General features: G+C 30.1%; 13 protein-coding genes. 6 read left to right on the top strand and 7 right to left on the bottom strand.

Annotated features, from left to right (window positions below):
* Positions 1–139: 139 nt before the first annotated feature.
* The 3 genes from B2P65_RS15300 to B2P65_RS15290 form a co-directional block, all read right to left on the bottom strand.
* Entirely contained in the window at positions 140–664 is a 525-nt protein-coding gene (locus B2P65_RS15300) for a hypothetical protein (protein ID WP_346847621.1), read from the bottom strand.
* A gap of 18 nt (positions 665–682) precedes the next feature.
* Complete coding sequence (locus tag B2P65_RS15295) at positions 683–1222, bottom strand: hypothetical protein (protein ID WP_346880464.1); 540 nt, start codon at positions 1220–1222, stop codon at positions 683–685.
* 402 nt (positions 1223–1624) lie between these two features.
* Positions 1625–3829 (bottom strand): glycoside hydrolase domain-containing protein, encoded by a 2205-nt coding sequence (locus B2P65_RS15290; protein ID WP_346880463.1) that lies wholly within the window; start codon positions 3827–3829, stop codon positions 1625–1627.
* Positions 3830–4058: 229 nt separating this feature from the next.
* Between B2P65_RS15290 and B2P65_RS15285 the strand changes: the two genes are divergently transcribed.
* Together B2P65_RS15285 and B2P65_RS15280 are read left to right on the top strand one after the other, a co-directional pair.
* Positions 4059–4652, top strand: coding sequence for a hypothetical protein (locus B2P65_RS15285; protein WP_346880462.1), 594 nt, complete (start codon positions 4059–4061; stop codon positions 4650–4652).
* Positions 4653–4801: 149 nt separating this feature from the next.
* A complete protein-coding gene (locus B2P65_RS15280; RefSeq protein WP_346880461.1) occupies positions 4802–5320 on the top strand; it encodes a hypothetical protein in 519 nt (172 codons plus the stop codon).
* 95 nt (positions 5321–5415) lie between these two features.
* On the opposite strand, the gene B2P65_RS15275 is transcribed toward B2P65_RS15280, so the two are convergent.
* Entirely contained in the window at positions 5416–5553 is a 138-nt protein-coding gene (locus B2P65_RS15275) for a hypothetical protein (RefSeq protein WP_346847626.1), read from the bottom strand.
* 702 nt (positions 5554–6255) lie between these two features.
* On the opposite strand from B2P65_RS15275, the gene B2P65_RS15270 reads away from it, so the two are divergent.
* Together B2P65_RS15270 and B2P65_RS15265 are read left to right on the top strand one after the other, a co-directional pair.
* On the top strand, positions 6256–7713 hold the full coding sequence (locus B2P65_RS15270; RefSeq protein WP_346880460.1) for a class I SAM-dependent DNA methyltransferase: 1458 nt from the start codon (positions 6256–6258) through the stop codon (positions 7711–7713).
* 7 nt (positions 7714–7720) lie between these two features.
* On the top strand, positions 7721–8869 hold the full coding sequence (locus B2P65_RS15265) for a restriction endonuclease subunit S (protein WP_346880459.1): 1149 nt from the start codon (positions 7721–7723) through the stop codon (positions 8867–8869).
* Between the two features lie 309 nt (positions 8870–9178).
* On the opposite strand, the gene B2P65_RS15260 is transcribed toward B2P65_RS15265, so the two are convergent.
* Together B2P65_RS15260 and B2P65_RS15255 are read right to left on the bottom strand one after the other, a co-directional pair.
* The gene (locus B2P65_RS15260; protein ID WP_346847635.1) at positions 9179–9355 is read right to left on the bottom strand and encodes a hypothetical protein; all 177 of its coding nucleotides are present in this window, start codon (positions 9353–9355) and stop codon (positions 9179–9181) included.
* 11 nt (positions 9356–9366) lie between these two features.
* Complete coding sequence (locus B2P65_RS15255) at positions 9367–9951, bottom strand: recombinase family protein (protein WP_346880458.1); 585 nt, start codon at positions 9949–9951, stop codon at positions 9367–9369.
* 306 nt (positions 9952–10257) lie between these two features.
* Between B2P65_RS15255 and B2P65_RS15250 the strand changes: the two genes are divergently transcribed.
* A complete protein-coding gene (locus B2P65_RS15250; RefSeq protein WP_346880457.1) occupies positions 10258–12636 on the top strand; it encodes an IPT/TIG domain-containing protein in 2379 nt (792 codons plus the stop codon).
* A 560-nt stretch (positions 12637–13196) separates the two neighbouring features.
* Positions 13197–16544, top strand: a complete 3348-nt coding sequence (locus B2P65_RS15245; protein ID WP_346880456.1) for a DEAD/DEAH box helicase family protein — start codon at positions 13197–13199, stop codon at positions 16542–16544.
* Between the two features lie 446 nt (positions 16545–16990).
* On the opposite strand, the gene B2P65_RS15240 is transcribed toward B2P65_RS15245, so the two are convergent.
* Positions 16991–18715 carry an FAD-binding oxidoreductase gene (locus B2P65_RS15240; protein WP_346880455.1) on the bottom strand — a complete coding sequence of 575 codons (1725 nt, stop codon included), beginning with the start codon at positions 18713–18715 and terminating at the stop codon, positions 16991–16993.
* Positions 18716–18717: the final 2 nt, after the last annotated feature.

Genomic DNA, 18717 nt, shown 5'->3' with positions numbered 1-18717 from the left:
GGACATAAAAGAGTCTATTTTAAAATAGACTCTTTTATGTCCTCATTTACAATATATAAATTGATTTAATTTAGTATAATATAGTAATCCATAACAATATGAAAATGGAATAATCTTAAACAACAATTTACATATACATTTATTTAATATCTAATTGCTTATATCTGTCTCCTAACTTATCCATTAAAATATTTTCTATTTCATTACTAACATTGGGGTCTATACAATTTTTATATATACAACATATTGAATTTATTAAAAATATATCTTTAGTCCCATATAATTCTTTAAATTTGGAATATGATATTTTTTTAATATACTTATTGTCTACATTAAACTCTAGAAACTCATCATAGAATGTAAGATTAAATTTTTTATATTTATTATAAATGTTACATTTACTTTTTATGTTTTTTTTCAAAGTAATTCTTCGAGCTAATACAATAAGCACTGTAGTACATATAATAAATATACCCAACTCATCATATATTCCCTCATAAAAAAGCGATATAAAACCTATAATGCATGCCACAAATAGAAATATTGAAAGTATTAGAGTTTTATTTTCTCTCTTTTTAATATGAGTTAAACATTTCATTAGATATATTTCATTAGCTGAATTACTTAAATTATTATCATATTCAACTACTAATAATTGATTCACTGAAATCCCCCCCATAAATTAATTCAATTCTATATATTTATCTTCAAATTTATTTTTTAATATATCTTTTATAGCCACTATCTCTTCTTTGCTTAACTTTGATTTAAAAATCCAAGTAATATCATTAATAATGAACATATCTACTGTTTCATATACCTTTTCTACCCAAGAATAAACTAATTTTCGTGAGTTTTGCTCATCAAATTTAATTTCTATAGCATTTTCGTAAAAGTTGAGCGTAAAAGTTCTAGAATGACTAGATAAAAAATCCTCGGAATATTTTCCTAATATGTATGTAATAGATATTTTTTTAAAAGTTATCATAACATATACTATTGAGGAAATAACTATTATTCCAATTAACAAAATTATAATTGTATGCATAATACACATAAGATATATCAATGTCATTATAGAAATTGTACCTAATATATAAAAAACTTTTCTCGATTTTATATATGCTTCTTTTAGAGTATTAAATAACATATCAGTAAATCTCACCAATTCATCTTCTTTATCATTGTCTCCTTTATATTGTACTTGTAATAATAAATCCATTAAGTTCCCCCCTTATAATGTATTCTATGTAAACTATATACATATAAAATCACATTGTCAACATACTTTTTATGGTAACTGATACTTGTAAATTTAGATTTCATAGTAATAAATGTATAATAACTGAAGAAATATAAACAAATTATCCTAACTATTATAATTATAATAATTAGGATAACTTGTTTATATGCTTACTTAGTATTAAAATATTATATACACTACAAATGTGTTATATGGCATTTCCTTTAAGATTATAAGTTTACTAAAATTAGAGCAATATCTTCAATCGATGATCACTAAATAAATGTGTATCTCTTAATATTTTATTTTAATGTCAAGTTTAGAAAATATATAAAATTTTTTAGTATATTTAATCTATAAAAATATTACTATCTAATTTCTTTATAAGGCAGATAATGTAGCTTTATTAAATATTTCTAAAAGTAAACCAGGGGCTGCCACTAAAGCTGGTATCCCTACATAGATGAGAGCAACAGCTACTATAGCACCAACTGCAACTATTATAACACCTTTTGCTACTTTTTCTTTAATTTCATCCCATTCAGATTCTGTTTCTAAGTATTTTTTAGGTTCTTTTATAGTAACAGTCATTTCAAAATACATTACCTTATTTAATTTTAATTCATGTTCAACGTAGTAAGTATAGAAAAGTTGATTTTTGTCATTAATACCTATACTATAACTAATTGAACCATTTTCAACTTCTATAGCTAAAGACATCATTGCACTCATATTGTTATTGCCATCTATTTGTGTTTTTAATGATGTTGTAAAATTATTATATGTCTTTTCAGCAAGAGTATATTGTGGATCTTGGATTTTTCCATTTACAACACTTAGTGTAACATAATTTTCACCATTTTCAGGAAGAAGATTCTTTGTTCTGCCTACAATAACTTTTACTTCTATTGGCCCTAAATCAGCTACAATCTCTTTATTGGTAGTAATCTCACCGTTATATTTCAGATCAAATACATTTAGAAATTTCCTAGCTTTCTCTAGAATCAACTTATCAGTTTCTTCATCTTGAACCTCATCATCAATATGGTTAATTAATTTGTTAAATCCACTATATCTTCCAGAATAAGCATCTTTATCTAGTCCAAATTCTCCATCTGTAGAACTGAACATATATTCATGGAACTGATCAAATGCCCAATCACTAGGAATTGGATATCCCATGTTTCCACTAAACCCAGTTGACATATCAGAAACAAAACTACTACAAGAAAGATTTGCTTTACTCATTCTACTACAAACATTTCTTGCACCATATACTCCAACTTTATAAATATTTAGATTAGACTTCATAACATTTGCTATACCTAAAAAATATGGGAATATATTAGATGTAACTTGACCATCCATAACATCATAGTCTACTGCAAAATAAATTATCTCTCCATATGGAATTCCGAGTTCCTTCGCTGCTTTAATTGCTTTTGTAGCATCTGCAGCACCTTGCATTAAGTTATAGTATTCTACAGAAGGGTCATTGTCTTGATATATTGCAAATACATTTAATCCAGCATTAAAAATATTAAAAAGCTCCCCCTTTGTTAAGGATTTTGGTTCATGTGCTATACCCACTGTACCAGTTAAGTATCTGCCTACAAAACGATAACCTGCATTATATAATGATGTAGCTTTTCCTTGTGTTAAGATTGTTGCGCAATCACAAGCTTTAGCACTTCTATCTGGATTTCCTTTGCTTAATAATAAAGACATCCATGTATCTAAGTTTGCAGTACCAGTAACCGTTAAAATATAATGTTGTTGAAACTCTTTAATTTTGCTCACTAATGTACTGTCAAATTCTTCGCTGGATATGTCTATAGAATAGCCATTGCAACATAGTGCATATCTTAGCAATTTAACTGCAGCATTTTCTTTATACTTTTCAAGTACATTTGCAGTATCAGGTAATATGGGACATAATCTTTTTGTTGTATCTCCGAAGTATCCAGTGGCCTCTAAAGGTGATAATCCTTCTATTGCCTGCATTACTGTAATTAAAGCCAAATTCATCTGTCTACCATATACTCCATCACATGGAATAAGGCCTATATAATCTTCATAATTCTGGTTTAATCTTTGTTGAATTTCTCTTATTTCATCAGTTCCGCCATAATCTATTAATGTTACATATTGATTCATTGATAATAATGCTATCATTACATTAAGAGTAACTGAAGAATCAGGATTACTCATTCCAGCATCTTTCTTTAATTTAATTATTGCATTTCCGGTTCCGCCATAAAAATGTTTTGTTATATCACTAGAACCAGTACTATACCCCTTACACCATAATGCACCTTGAATAATGCCATAAATATTACTTTCGAAAGTAGATGGATATTCTTGCTGAATTATTCCACTAGGATATCTTTGTTTAAATAAGCTTTGTGTTGAAGGTCCAAAGCTATCTGCGGTATATTGAATACCAAGTTCAATTTGTAATGCTCTTATTAGAGCATATATGGTAGTCCATCCTGTTTCTCCATTTGTAGGAATAATATTAAACCTTGAATCATTACCGTAAGTTCTGTTTAACCATTCCTGTGTGGTTTTAACCATTTGATCCATAATAAACACTCCTTTATTTTTTAATCTCATAATGTATAAATGATATTTCTTATTAAATGTAAACTAATATTTTTATTAGAAATATAAAAATATTAGTTTACAACAATTGACCTGAGTTCCAAACAACTAAAATAAAGTATTAAACAAAATAAACCAATATTGATGTTGGGAAAGATTTCTTTTTATGTTAATATAATTATTAATCATATAAAAAATTTCGGAGGTTTTTATGAAAAAATTTAAACTTATTTATATTGGTATATTCATAATGTCCTTATTAATGGTAGGATGTGGAGATAAACCTAATGTAAAAGAAGAAATACCAAATAAAGATATTTCTTCTAGTAACCCTATTATTGATAATACTGACAAAGATGAAATAGATAATACTATAATCTCAGAAAGATATAAAAATGTAAAAAAAGAGGATTTGACATACAAAGTAGCACAAAAATCTTATTATTTTTACGAGAGTGAAGATGATTTAGTTTCTAGTTCACGGTTAAGTGAAATACCTAATATTGATGATAAAAAATATGGATATATATTAAAAGATTACACCTATGCATGTGAAGTTAATCCAACTGACATAACCTATGATGAGGCATTAGATTTAATTTACAAGGTGTTACCAGATGATATAAAAAAAGAAAGAGAGAAATTTAATAAAAATAATGAAATAAAAAACACAAATTTAATTTTTTCTTCTAGCAAAGGTAATTTCATTGTAAACTTGGTTCATCCTATAATAAGTTATGAAAGTGGTAATGAAACTGTTGATACTAATAGTGTAGTAGGTATATCCTATCTAAGAGAATATTAGTATTTATATTATCTTAGTTTATTTTGAAGAAATAAATAGTTTTAGTAAAATACCATTATAATCAGTTTACACTTCTTAACTAAATACATCTTTTATTGATATAGAGTTAGCTAACCTATAATTAATAAATAAGTATTTAGGAGGTACAAATGGGATATTTAGCAGTTAATATGTCAGGTGCGAGTATACCAGTATATTCAGCAAATGATATAGAGAAAAATATAAAAATAGGTGAATTATATCATAGAGAAAGGTTTACAGTTATAGAGGATGGGCCTATAACAAGAATAATTCAGTTTTTAAATCCTTCAAGTAAATGGGTTAGAGGACGTATAAATATGAATACAAAAATTAGTGATTGGTCCAAGTATGCATTCAGGATAGGATCTACATCCGAATATGGCTTCCTTACTGATGCACCAGTAGATATGTATAATATGGCAGGAAAGTTTGTAAAAACATATCCAGCTGGAACTATAGTAATACCTTATGCTCGTTGGCAGAACAAACCAACACAATGTGGAGATAAAAGGTTAGACTTTATGAGAATTTATTGTCTACGTGATAAAGGTCAAAATTTTATATCTGGAACAGGTGGCGGATACTATGTAGATTGTAAGATAAGACTAAATTCTATGAATACCCCGGTCTATGGAAGAGGGTTTTAAATTTAAAGTATAAAAGTTTTTTGTAAATATATTTTTATAACAAATATTTTAAAGGCATGGTGATTATCATATGATCCCATGCCTTAATTTCAAAGTTAATAATATTCTATCTTTGAATCAACTGCTAATCCCTTGATAAATGTTTGGAATGACTCTTCCTCTTTGGATAATACATAATTATCAATAGTTTTAATTGTTCCATCATTACTAAAAATTAATTTTTGATTTGACATTTGAAAATCATCCTTATCATGTTTTTAGCTTTTTATGTTATTTCATCCTTAAAGCATTGATATAACTAACATTAAACCTCTTAGGGATAAATAGGATTATATAAATATATATATTTAATTTTTTAAAAATAATTTTCTAGAATTAAACCTTTCATTAACATCTACAAATACTCTACATAATAAAACCTGGTGGAAGTGTCAGAAAAAGTGGACTAACTTTTTAAAGTTGGTCCACTTTTTCTCACACTTCCAATAATATTAATTTAAGACTATCCTTAAGCTGCAGTAACAAGGAAACCTTGTCGCTGCTAAATATAAATCTATCTGTTTAAATTAAGGTTCTCAAAGTGCCTTTCAAAAGCTTTTAGGTAGTTATTAAAGACTATCTCTCAGCATTGGTAACAACTAAAGTTGTCACCAAATTCAAATTAAAAAATGACTTGAAGTAAAGCTTAGAAGGTGTTTGATACAGATAACATTACATAATTTGTTACAAAAACTGTTACAAATAAAACACAAAAATAACCCTGGCTACAATTTGATTTATAGCACACCATATAAGGAATATATAAATTCATCTCTAGGGAATTGGATGCTTAGACATTATCAATAACCAATAATAATGCTATAATAATGCTAGTAATTAATTATAATAACAACTATATAATGATTTTAAGAATAAAGACACATTAGGAGGACATTATGCTTACAGGAGAATTAAAAAGTAAAGTTGATAGGATATGGGAAACCTTTTGGACAGGTGGCATTACAAACCCTCTTGAGGTTATAGAGCAATTTACATATTTATTATTTATAAAAGGTCTTGATGATATAGAAACTACAAAGGAAAATGAAGCAGCTTTTCTTGGTCTTACCTATGAGGGTATGTTTAAAAAAGAGAATAAGAACCTTAGATGGAGCCAGTTTAAGAATATGGAAGCTACAGAAATGTACAACATAGTTTTAAATAAGGTGTTTCCATTTATAAAGAATCTTCATGAAGATGGAGGCTCAGCTTATTCAAAATATATGGGAGATGCTATCTTTAAAATTCCAACTCCACAGATGCTTTCTAAGATTGTAGATGGAATTGATGGTATTGACCTGGAGAATAGAGATACTAAGGGAGATTTATATGAGCATCTTCTTTCTAAGGTAGCTACAGCTGGTACAAATGGACAGTTCCGTACACCAAGACACATCATAGGAATGATGGTAAACCTTATGAAGCCAACACCCAGTGATGTAATTGTTGACCCTGCCATGGGAAGTGCAGGTTTTTTAGTAGCTGCCCAGGAGTATTTAAGAGAAAATGAATCAGACCTATTTTTAAATGCAGGACTTAAGGATCACTTTAATAACCATATGTTTCATGGCTTTGATATGGATAGAACCATGCTTCGTATCGGTGCTATGAACATGCTCCTTCATGGAGTCGATAATCCAAACATTGAATATAAGGATAGTCTATCAGAGAAAAATACAGACAAGGAAAAATATACCCTAGTCCTTGCAAACCCACCTTTTAAAGGCTCCCTTGACTATGAGGCAGTAAGTGCTGAGCTACTTAAAGTGACAAAGACAAAGAAAACAGAACTACTATTCTTAGCATTAATCCTTAGAAGTCTTAAAATTGGTGGAAGAAGTGCAACTATAGTACCCGATGGAGTACTCTTTGGAAGCAGTAAAGCTCATAAAGAAATCCGCAGAGAAATAGTAGATAATAATAAATTAGAAGCAGTTATCTCCATGCCAAGCGGTGTATTTAAACCCTATGCAGGAGTTAGCACAGCCATTCTAATCTTCACAAAAACAGCCTCAGGTGGAACAGACAAGGTTTGGTTCTATGACATGAAATCAGATGGTTACTCCCTAGATGATAAAAGACAAGAAATAGAAGGCAGTGACATTCCAGATATCATTGAAAGATTTAATAACCTAGATAAAGAGGTAGATAGAAAACCAACAGACCAAAGTTTCTTTGTTGATGTAGAAGAAATCAAAGATAACGGCTATGACCTTTCAATTAATAAATACAAAGAAATTGTTTATGAAGAAGTAAAATATCCTCACCCACAAGAGATTCTTATGAAAATAAGAGAGTTAGAGATGGAGATAAGTCAAGGCATTGAAGAGCTAAGTGAGATGATTGAGGGGTAGAGAAGATATGGAATATATTAGATTAGGTGATTTATATAAAATTACAAAAGGTAAAAAGGTTGATGCTTTAGAAGAAATTAATAATGATAGTGTTAGATATATTCAAATAGATGATTTAAGAAATAATAATAATATTAAGTATTGTATGTCTAATGGAAAATATGTATTTGCTAAAAAAGAGGATTTAATAATAGCATGGGATGGTGCAAATGCTGGTACTATCGGATATGGAATTGAAGGAGCAATAGGAAGTACATTAGCTTTATTACGAACTGATAATAAGCTAGTATACACACCTTTTATTGGCAGATATATGCAAGCACAATCAAAAACTCTAAGAGATAAATGCATGGGTGCAACTATTCCGCATATACAAAAAAGCGTCCTAGAGGACATACTTATTCCTAAATATGATATAAAAATTCAACAAAAAATAGCAACCATCCTAGACAAGGCCCAATCCCTCATAGACAAAAGAAAAGAACAAATTGAAGCTTATGATGAGCTGGTGAAGAGTTTGTTTTATGAGATGTTTGGGGATGCAGTTTTAAATCCAAAAGGATGGGATATTAGAGACTTAGGAACATTGGGTTACTTTAAAAATGGAATGAATTATAAGCAAAGTGATTCAGGATTTAATATAAAATTTCTTGGAGTTAGTGAATTTAAGTATGGAAATACAATAAATAATTCTAATATATTACCTACATTAGAATTACAACAAGAACCAAACGAAGAATATTTACTTAAAAAAGGTGATATCATATTTGTTCGTTCAAATGGTAGTAAAGAATTAGTAGGAAGAAGTATTTTAGTTAGAGAATTAGAGGAAAAGACAATATATAGTGGTTTTTGTATAAGATATAGAAATCAATGTAGAGAAGTAATACCTGATTTCTTAATTCAATTATTTTTAGACCAAAACTTTAAAAAGTCACTTAAGAAAGATAGCCGTGGTGCTAATATAAATAACTTGAATCAACAAATGCTATCAAGTTTAAAAGTAATAGTACCTCCACTCCCTCTCCAAAACAAATTTGCCGCTCAAGTAGAAAAAATAGAGCAACAAAAAAAGCTTCTAGAACAAAGTCTTAAAGAGTTAGAAAACAACTTTAACTCCCTTATGCAAAGGGCTTTTAAAGGGGAATTGTTTTAAAATAAATTACACTTAATTTGTGTAATGACATGTTGAACTTGAAAAATTGAAATAAAAATTAAAGCTAGGTTCATGGTATTAAAACTGTTTCAAAATATGTAGATGGTTTTAATATCATTTCTTGGTATTAAAGTTTAAGGGGGCGTCGCAAAATAACTGATTAAGTTATGGAGCTATGCTCCCTTGTGTTTTATAAATGATAAATACAAAATCTAAGGATAAATATCCTTTTCTGTTCGAACATACAATTGTAATTACATCCCTATACTCCCTAATTTCATGTAGAATCATATAATTATAGATTTCTTATTAATCCTTTCGATTCTTTACAGTTTCCCAAAAACCCTCATTATAGTTGAGATTTTCTGTTGCTGTGTTTTTCTCTTCCAGTAACTTATTTATGATTTTATGTAATTCTTCAATCTGCTTATCTTTCATCCTTAGCTGATCTAGTAGAGCTTTAATGACTTCTTCGTTTGTATTCATCTATATTCCTCCTATAGTTTTCTTTTGTTAACTTCCCTTATAAGGGTACTTTTACTTATTCCTGTGATTTCTGCAACTTCTGCATAGCTAGAATTACCACCATTTATTATCAGCATATCTAAAGCATGATCTATTTGTTTAGGACTATGTTTCTTAGGCCTACCCTCTTTAAATCCTGGCTTTGTTTTCGCTATAGCCTTACCACTTTGAGTACGTTCTATTATCATTGCTCTTTCAAATTCTGCAAAGGCTAGTAAATTAGTTACTATCAATCTTCCCATTGGTGTATCTTCAATTAACCCCATATTAAGAATATGGATTTTAACCCCTTTACCCATTAGCTTATCTATATACTGTAATCCCTCTTTTGTTGTTCTACAGAATCTATCAAGCTTAGTTACAACCAAAGTATCTCCAGGTTCTATATCATCTAATAATTTATTAAATACATATCTGTCTTTAGCTGCACTATAACTTTCCTCAATTATTTTAGCATTAGAATATCTATCTAATATATTCTTCCTTTGATCCTCTATTGAATTACCTTCTAATTGTCCCTTGGTTGATACTCTTATATATCCTATGATATTACCCATATAATCACCTTACTTTTGAATATTAGTTTTGACACTGCTTTATATATTGAGTATAGGTTATTCTTTAAGTGGTGTCAATACTGTTAAGTTTTGATACTTAACTAAAAAATGAAGATCTATAATTTTAATACATTTAAGATTGAAAAAGAGAAATTATATAAATTGTAAAATTTAAATTATTATAATAAAATATAATTTTATTCAAAACATTATAAATATATGTTATGATATGAATGTATTTTTAATTGGTAAACTAATGGAAAATATCAATAAAAGTATAATTATAATATTTTTAGGAGGGACTATATGAAAAAGAAAATAAGTGGAGTTTTAGCTTTTCTTATGTTTTTAAGTGTATTTATTAATACCTTTAGCATAGAAGCTGAGGCAGTAGAAAATTATGTAACTGCTATCAGAGATGTTAATCCTGGAGTTATTACCCCTGATGGTGAAGCTGAAATAAACATAAAAGTTACAGGTAAGCCACCTGTAAATGTGGTAAAACCAAATGATGTTGTACTAATTTTGGACAAGTCAGGAAGCATGCAGAATGACAATAGATTTGGTGCAATGAAAGATTCTGCAAAAGAGTTTGTTGATTTGATAGATTTCGATAAACATAATTTAGGATTAGTTGATTTTAGTTCTACTAACTATGTTGGTACTAAAGGATTAACTAATGATGCTAATTCGTTGAAAAACTATATAGATGGTATAGAATGCGGTGGTGGCACTGAAACAGGCTATGCTATCAGAGAAGCAGCTAAACTTTTAGAGAATGAAAGAAAAGATGCACAACCAGTAATTTTACTACTAACTGATGGACAAGCTAATAGTAGTAGCGATGCTTTGAAAGCAGCAGAGGAAGCTAAAAATGCAGGAATTGTATTTTATACTATTGCACTACTTGGACCTAATGAAAATCCAGATACAAGTTCACCTAACATACTATTGAAGGATATGGCGACAACGAGTAGTCATCATCACTTTGTATTAGGTTCTGTTGGATTGATAGATATATACAGAGCTATAGTCAACGAAATAGGAGTTGCAAGCGCTTATAATGTTAAGATCACAGAAGAAGTTTCACCTGAATTTGAAATAGTTCCAGGTTCTTATGATAATAATATACCAAAACCTCATGTTGATGGTAATACATTAACATGGAATATTTTAGAGTTAAAAGCAGACACTTTAGAATTGAGCTATAAAATAAGACCAAAATCAGATACACCTGTGGGAAAATATAATGTAGCTTCTAAATCTGTCATAACATACAAAAATTATGAAGGAAATGAACAGACTTATGATATTCCTAACAAGGTGTTAGAAATAAAAAATCACCCACCAGTTATTACATCAGTTACTAATAATAGTAGTCATGCTAATGGTGGAGAAAAAATAATAATTAAAGGCAGTAACTTTAGAAACGGTGCTAAGGTTAGCATTAATAATAACGAATGTACCAATGTAGTATTTATTGATAGCAATACAATTGAAGCAGTAACACCTCCAGGGGTTCAAGGAAATACTATACTTACAGTTACTAATGATGATAACCAGAAAGCTAAAGCTGAGTTTTCTTATTATGGAAATCAGGACATAACTATTACGAATATTTCACCTAATTCAGGAAATGTTGAGGGTGGAGAAATTATAAATATTTATGGTACTAATTTTTTAAATAGTAATGACTTATCCGTTGAGATTGGTGGAAATAAAGCTCCTTTAGAACACTTTTATGGTTCAAAAAAACTAAGTATAAAAGTACCAGCAAATAATACTCCTGGAAAGTATGATGTGGTATTTATTAATGGAGATGGACAAAAGTTAACGGTGAAGGATGGGTATGAATATTTAACACCTCCACCAGTGTTACCGTTAGAGGTTAAATCAATATCTAATACTAGTGGATATGAAGAAGGAGGCAATTATATATATATTACAGGACAAGGTTTTCTTAAGGAATCAATTGTAACAATAGGTGGTAATGTAACTCCAACAAGTTATGTTGCAGACACTAAAATAGGGGTGAAGGTTCCAAAGGGTATTCCTGGAGATGTAGAAGTAATTGTAACTAATCCAGATGGAGAATGTGTAGCTGCTCCTATGAAATATACTTATATTGAAAGAGTAGCAGAAATCACTAGTTTAAACCGTATAGAAGGTAAGATAGAAGGTGGAGAATTAGTGTATATTTATGGAAAAGATTTCATAAATGATATTGAAGTATTTTTTGGAGAAAATAAAGCTGAATTACTTAACTATTACAATACTGGAAAGATACGCGTAAGAGTGCCAGCTGTAGCTGTAGCGGGAGATGTTGATGTTAAAATAATTAATGGTAACGGTAAAAGTGTTACAAAGGTTAATGCATACAAATATTTAGCCACACCAATACTAGCACCAACAATTAGTCAAATTACGCCTAATGTAGGAAGTATTAAAGGTGGAGAACTTGTATATATACTTGGTACTAATTTTGTAAACGGTGATGACTTATCCGTTGAGATTGGCGGAAACAAAGTTGATTTACTTAACTATTACAATACTGGGAAAATACGTGTAAGAATACCATCAAATAGTACTCCTGGAAAGTACGATGTAGTAGTAACAAATGGAGATGGACAAAAAGTAACTGTGGTAGATGGTTATGAGTATTTAGCCCCGATAACTGTTAATTAGTAGAATATGACTACTACTCAATTCAGTAACAATGTTTTTATATACTAAAGATTTAGAGTTTATTAATGAAGGTATTTTATATATGTTAGATTCTTAAATCAATCTAATAAATGCTATTTAAAACTTTACGTAATCTAGATACAATAAATTTTTCCTTGTAGTTTTGATATACAAATTACAAAAATATCCAATAACTACCTCTAAAAAAGTAAAAGGTATACGCTGAAGTAATACCCAAATACCCTGTGTTTAAGTTTCATATTACGAAGGTGTCAAAAATTTAAAAGGTATAATTTTACTGTTACCAATCACAATTGTTTTACTATATGATATAATCGGTTATAGAGTACGAAAGTACTCTATATTTTTTTTACAATAAGGCATGCTATGGATAATTAAATGATAAATACAAAATCTGACGATAAATGCTTTCCTAGTCCACTTTTAATTTATAAAAATAGCAACTAAATCTATTGATAGTTAAACATAATTAATATTAAAATATACATATAATTCGATAAAAGTAATATATATCAAATGCCCATGGGGAGGGGATTTTATTGTGTACCAACTTTGACTTTTTAAAGTCAAAACATATATTTAAAAGTTTTGCAACTAGTGCAGTGGAGGCGGAGAAGAGTCTTCTTGTGTCACCTGCTACTTGTGCTATTCTTTCAAGGAGAGCAGTGGAGCTTGCTGTTAAGTGGGTTTATAGTTTTGATAATGATCTCACAGTTCCTTATCAAGATAATATTTCAAGTCTTATTCATGAGACTACCTTTAGGCAGATTATAGACCCATCTTTGTTTTCACTTATTAAATACATAATTAAACTTAGTAATACTGCAGTTCATACAAATGCTAGCATTACAAGGGATGAGGCTGTGCTTTCCCTTAGGAATCTTCATGAAGTGGTAAGATGGATTGATTATTGTTATGCAGATGAATATACTTGTAAAGATTTTGATGAGAGTATTCTAGCACAAGGTGAAGAAAAACGTACAAGACCTCAGGAACTTAGAGACCTTTATGATAGGCTAAGTTCAAGGGATAAAAAACTTGAAGACATACGCAAAGAGAATGAATCTTTACGTAAGACTATGACGGAGCAAAGAATAAGTAATACTGAAAGCTATGACTTTGAAGTTGATGAGCTAAGTGAGGCAGAGACAAGAAAGAAATATATTGATGTTGAGCTTAAGCTTGCAGGGTGGAATATAGGCACGGATTGTCTTGTAGAAGTACCAGTGGAGGGAATGCCTAATGCTGCAGGTACAGGTTTTGTAGATTATGTGCTCTATGGTAATAATGGAAAACCTCTTGCAGTGGTTGAGGCTAAGAAAACAAGTAAGGACTCTAATGTGGGTTCTCAGCAAGCAAGGCTTTATGCAGATTCTTTGGAGCATAAATACATGCAAAGACCTCTTATTTTTACAACCAATGGCTTTGACATAAATTATATCAATGATGCAGAGGACTATCCTCAAAGACCTGTCAGTGGAATTTTCACTAAGGATGAATTACAACTTATAGTTGATAGAAGAAGCAATAAAATCTCCTTTGATAATGTAACGATTAATGATGATATTTCTAACCGTTATTATCAAAAGGAAGCAATTATGTCTGTATGTGAAGCTATAAAAACTAAGCATAGAAAGATGCTTCTCGTTATGGCTACAGGAAGTGGTAAAACAAGAACTGCCATTTCTATAGTTGATATATTAATGAGACATAATCATGTGAAAAATATTTTATTTCTTGCAGATAGGAAGGCCCTTGTGAAGCAAGCTAAGAATAACTTTAGTAATCTACTACCAAGTCTCACTCTTTGCAATTTATTAGATAATAAAGATAATCCAGAGCAGGCTCGAATGATTTTCTCTACATATCCAACTATGATGAATGCTATAGATGAGAAAAGAAGCAAGGATGGACGAAAACTTTTCACTCCTGGACATTTTGACCTTATAATCATTGATGAAAGTCATAGAAGTATTTATAAAAAGTATGGAGATATTTTTCAGTACTTTGATGCTATGCTCCTTGGACTTACTGCAACTCCAAAGGATGATATTGATAAGAATACCTATAGCATTTTTGAGCTGGAGAATAATGTACCAACCTTTGCCTATGAACTAGAAAAAGCTGTAGAGGATGAATTTTTGGTAGATTATAGGTCCATAGAGGTTAAATTTAAGTTTATAGAAAAGGGAATTTATTACGACGACCTTAGTGATGAGGAAAAGGATGAATTTGAAAAAACCTTTGAAGAAGATGAAAATATAGATGATAACATTTCAAATAGTGCTATTAATGAATGGCTTTTTAATGCAAATACTATAGATATGGTTCTTAAAGAGCTTATGGAAAAAGGCCTAAAGGTTGAGGGTGGCGATAAACTTGGAAAAACAATTATCTTTGCAAAAAGTAGTCGCCATGCCCAGGCTATTGTAGATAGATTTAATATAATCTTTCCAGAGTATGGCTCACATTTTATAAAGCAGATAGATTATAGCATTAACTATGTAGATACCTTGATAGATGATTTTAGTACAAATGAAAAGATGCCACAAATAGCTGTATCTGTAGATATGCTTGATACTGGTATTGATATCCCTGAAATATTAAACCTTGTATTCTTTAAAAAAGTACGTTCTAAATCTAAGTTCTGGCAGATGATAGGAAGAGGTACAAGACTCTGCACTGACCTCCTTGGAATAGGTCTTAACAAGGAACAGTTCTATATATTTGATTTTTGTACTAACTTTGAATTTTTTAGAGCTAATCCTAAAGGCATGGAGAGTAAGGGTACCCATAGCTTAACTGAGAAAATCTTTAATACTAAAGTTGATATTTTAAGAGAACTTCAGGATATTAAGTATCAAGAAGACGATTATATTCATTATAGAAAAGAGATCTTAAGGGAACTTTTAGAGGATGTAAGAAGCCTAAATAGAGAAAACTTTAGAGTAAAGCTCCATGAAAGATATGTAGAAATTTATAAAAACAATGAGCCATGGAATGCCTTAGGAACGGGAAGTGTAGCTGATATAAAGGAGTACATCTCACCATTAATTACACCACTTAATGATGATGAACTTGCCAAGAGATTTGATTGTCTTATCTATACAGTGGATCTTGCATATTTGCAAAACAAAAATGCCACAAAGCCTATAAAAGCTATTATTAATACGGCAGAGCAGCTTTCTAAATTAGGGACAATCCCAAAGGTTATGGAGCAAAAACACATCATTGAAAAGGTTCTAACTAATGAGTTCTGGGAAAGTGCAGATATCCTTGACCTTGAAGAAGTAAGAAATGCCTTAAGAGACCTTATTAGGTTTATCGAAAAAGATGGCCAAAAGATATATTACACCAACTTTAAAGATGAAATCCTTGAAATCAATGAAAATGGAGCAATGTATAATAGTAATGACCTTAAGGATTATAAGAAAAAGGTGGAGCATTACCTAAAAGAGCATAAAGATGAATTAGCTATATACAAACTTCGTAATAATAAAAAACTCACAAAAGAAGATATGAAAACCTTAGAACGTATCCTATGGAAAGACCTTGGCAGCAAAGCAGAATATGAAAAAGAGTATGGAAATACTCCAGTTACCAAGCTAGTGAGAAAAATAGTAGGACTTCAAAGAGAAGCAGCCAATGAGGCCTTTAGCAAATTTCTTAGTGAAGAGAATCTCAATGTAATACAAATAAGATTTGTAAAACTTATTGTAGACTACATTGTAGCTAATGGAATTATAGAGGACAATAGAGTTCTTATGGAAGAACCCTTCAGAAGTCTTGGCAGTATAACCACCTTATTCAAAGATAACATAAATGATGCAAGAGAAATCATGAATGGTATAACAGATATTAAAAATAATTGTGAGCAGATTGGTTAATGTAAGTGAAATTGAAATAACTCTCTATATAAGTAAAAATGAAAAATAAAATGTGAAAAGCTACGTAAATTTTAGATACGTAGCTTTTTATAATAACTAAGAAATTCTGTTTGATTTATAAATAAAACTCCCAATACTATTTACTGAGATGTAATATATTCTTTACTCTTAGCTTATTTTTTAATTTTTACCTTATTATTGTTAATTTTATATTATAATACATATAATGTAAAATTATTAAAATTTCATTCAATATAATACTTGGTTATTGGTAATAATTTATTAAACACATTACCTAAAAAAAGCTGTAACAGCAACTGCTTCATCTCCAGCCCAAGGTGTAAGTAAAATCAATACAAAACAAATAAAGCCAAACCTAAACTACCATATATTAAAAGGCACTTACCATCAGTAAGTACCTTTTATCAAGGTTTCACTTCATCCTTTTACTTTACCATTCTTTTCTTATCATCAGATAAATCAAGACCTAATGTTCCACCTGGATTCATAATATTATTTGGATCAAAATGATTTTTTAATACCTTGAATACCTCCATTTGATTTTTACCTATTTGACCTTCAAGCCAAGGGGCTGTCATCTTTCCTATTCCATGGTGATGACTCATCGCAGCTCCATACTTCTGAATATTATCAAGTATTCCATATTGATATTCTAAATACTCATCTATTTTATTCATTTTAGCTATAAAAATAAAGTATAGATTTGCACCTTGTGGATAAACATGAGACATATGTGTCATACAAATTGTATTTGGTCTACTTTTGCAGTAAGCTCTTACTCCCTTATGAACGCAATCCATATTCTCCCAATTAACTGAACATTCAAGGGTATCAGTCATAATACCATAATCCTGTAAATCTTCTCTTAAATATGGATCTCTAAACCTTCCGTGCTCCCATGCCTTAGTTACATATCCTGTTGTCGACATAGCTCCATACGCTTTACATATCTTATGAACCTTTTTCCTTACTACCTTTGTAAAACATGTTTCTCCATCTGTAAATCCTAAAAACATACATCTCTCATTTGGCTTATATCCTCTTACAGTCATTATTTTATCAATAATTGTTTCTTCTACTCCATAGAGTTTCATCATAACATCAGTTTCTTCTGGGTCTGATAATCTAAATACTGATGGAAATCCAAATTGCCCTTGCATAATCTCTCTTGCTGCATTTCTAGCATCTTCCCAGTTCTTGAATATATAACTAAATCTCCTTTGATTTTCTGGCATGTATCTAAAAATCTTAAGAGTTACATAAACTAATATTCCATAGGCACCTTCACTTCCCATCATGATTTCATCGATGGATGGTCCTGTAGCTAATGCAGGATATTCATCGGTTTTTATTTCTCCAGCCGGCGTGATATACTCTTGACATATAACCATATCCTCAATCTTTCCAAAGTAGGTTGAATTCTGACCTGCTCCTCTAGTTACAACCCAACCTCCAACTGCCGAATATTCAAAGGATTGAGGGAAATGTCCACAGGTATATGCCCTCTTTGCACCAAAGAGTTCCTTTGCTTTATTTAATGTTTCTTCTAGTTTCGGACCTGACATACCAGCTTCTACAGTTATTGTTTGATTTATTTCATTAAAGTTAACTACCTTATTCATATGAACTCTCATATCTAAGGATACTCCACCTTTTACACACTCAACACCTCTAGTTACAGATGAACCTCCTCCGTAAACATACACTGGTATTTTCTCTTCATTACAGTACTCAACTATTTCTTTTATATCTTCTTTGCTTCTTGGATGTATTACTATATCAGGAATATTTTCAACGATACCTTCTCTAAGTCTCATTGAATCTATCATAGTTTTTCCATAAGCTATTTGAAGCCTTGAATAAGGGTCCATTCTTACATTATTTTCTCCTACTATGTGCTTAAAGTGAGCAATTTGACCTTCTGTTAAAGTAATCTCTTTTTCAAAACTAACCTTTTCTAAACCCATTTTTTGAGGTGTTTTAAAATCATCATCAGTCATTTCAAAGGTTTTCTTCATCAAAGTGTATAATCTAGGATTGGGATGTTTAAATTCCTTAGGGTTTCCCCATTTTAAAATAGATCTATATGATCCTTCTGGTGGTAAATCTTCATACCAATTTGGTGTGAAAATATCTTCATTTTTATTCATAA

The sequence above is a fragment of the Clostridium sp. UBA3061 genome, assembly GCF_002367465.1.
Taxonomy (GTDB): domain Bacteria; phylum Bacillota; class Clostridia; order Clostridiales; family Clostridiaceae; genus Clostridium_J; species Clostridium_J sulfidigenes.
This window is presented reverse-complemented; position numbering and strand designations above follow the sequence as displayed.

Bases quoted from the DNA above. Each gene is read 5' to 3' on its own strand.
- B2P65_RS15240 (WP_346880455.1), bottom strand. From the start codon at position 18,715: ATGAATAAAAATGAAGATATTTTCACACCAAATTGGTATGAAGATTTA.
- B2P65_RS15270 (WP_346880460.1), top strand. From the start codon at position 6,256: ATGCTTACAGGAGAATTAAAAAGTAAAGTTGATAGGATATGGGAAACC.
- B2P65_RS15265 (WP_346880459.1), top strand. From the start codon at position 7,721: ATGGAATATATTAGATTAGGTGATTTATATAAAATTACAAAAGGTAAA.
- B2P65_RS15285 (WP_346880462.1), top strand. From the start codon at position 4,059: ATGAAAAAATTTAAACTTATTTATATTGGTATATTCATAATGTCCTTA.
- B2P65_RS15255 (WP_346880458.1), bottom strand. From the start codon at position 9,951: ATGGGTAATATCATAGGATATATAAGAGTATCAACCAAGGGACAATTA.
- B2P65_RS15295 (WP_346880464.1), bottom strand. From the start codon at position 1,222: ATGGATTTATTATTACAAGTACAATATAAAGGAGACAATGATAAAGAA.
- B2P65_RS15290 (WP_346880463.1), bottom strand. From the start codon at position 3,829: ATGGATCAAATGGTTAAAACCACACAGGAATGGTTAAACAGAACTTAC.
- B2P65_RS15280 (WP_346880461.1), top strand. From the start codon at position 4,802: ATGGGATATTTAGCAGTTAATATGTCAGGTGCGAGTATACCAGTATAT.
- B2P65_RS15260 (WP_346847635.1), bottom strand. From the start codon at position 9,355: ATGAATACAAACGAAGAAGTCATTAAAGCTCTACTAGATCAGCTAAGG.
- B2P65_RS15275 (WP_346847626.1), bottom strand. From the start codon at position 5,553: ATGTCAAATCAAAAATTAATTTTTAGTAATGATGGAACAATTAAAACT.
- B2P65_RS15250 (WP_346880457.1), top strand. From the start codon at position 10,258: ATGAAAAAGAAAATAAGTGGAGTTTTAGCTTTTCTTATGTTTTTAAGT.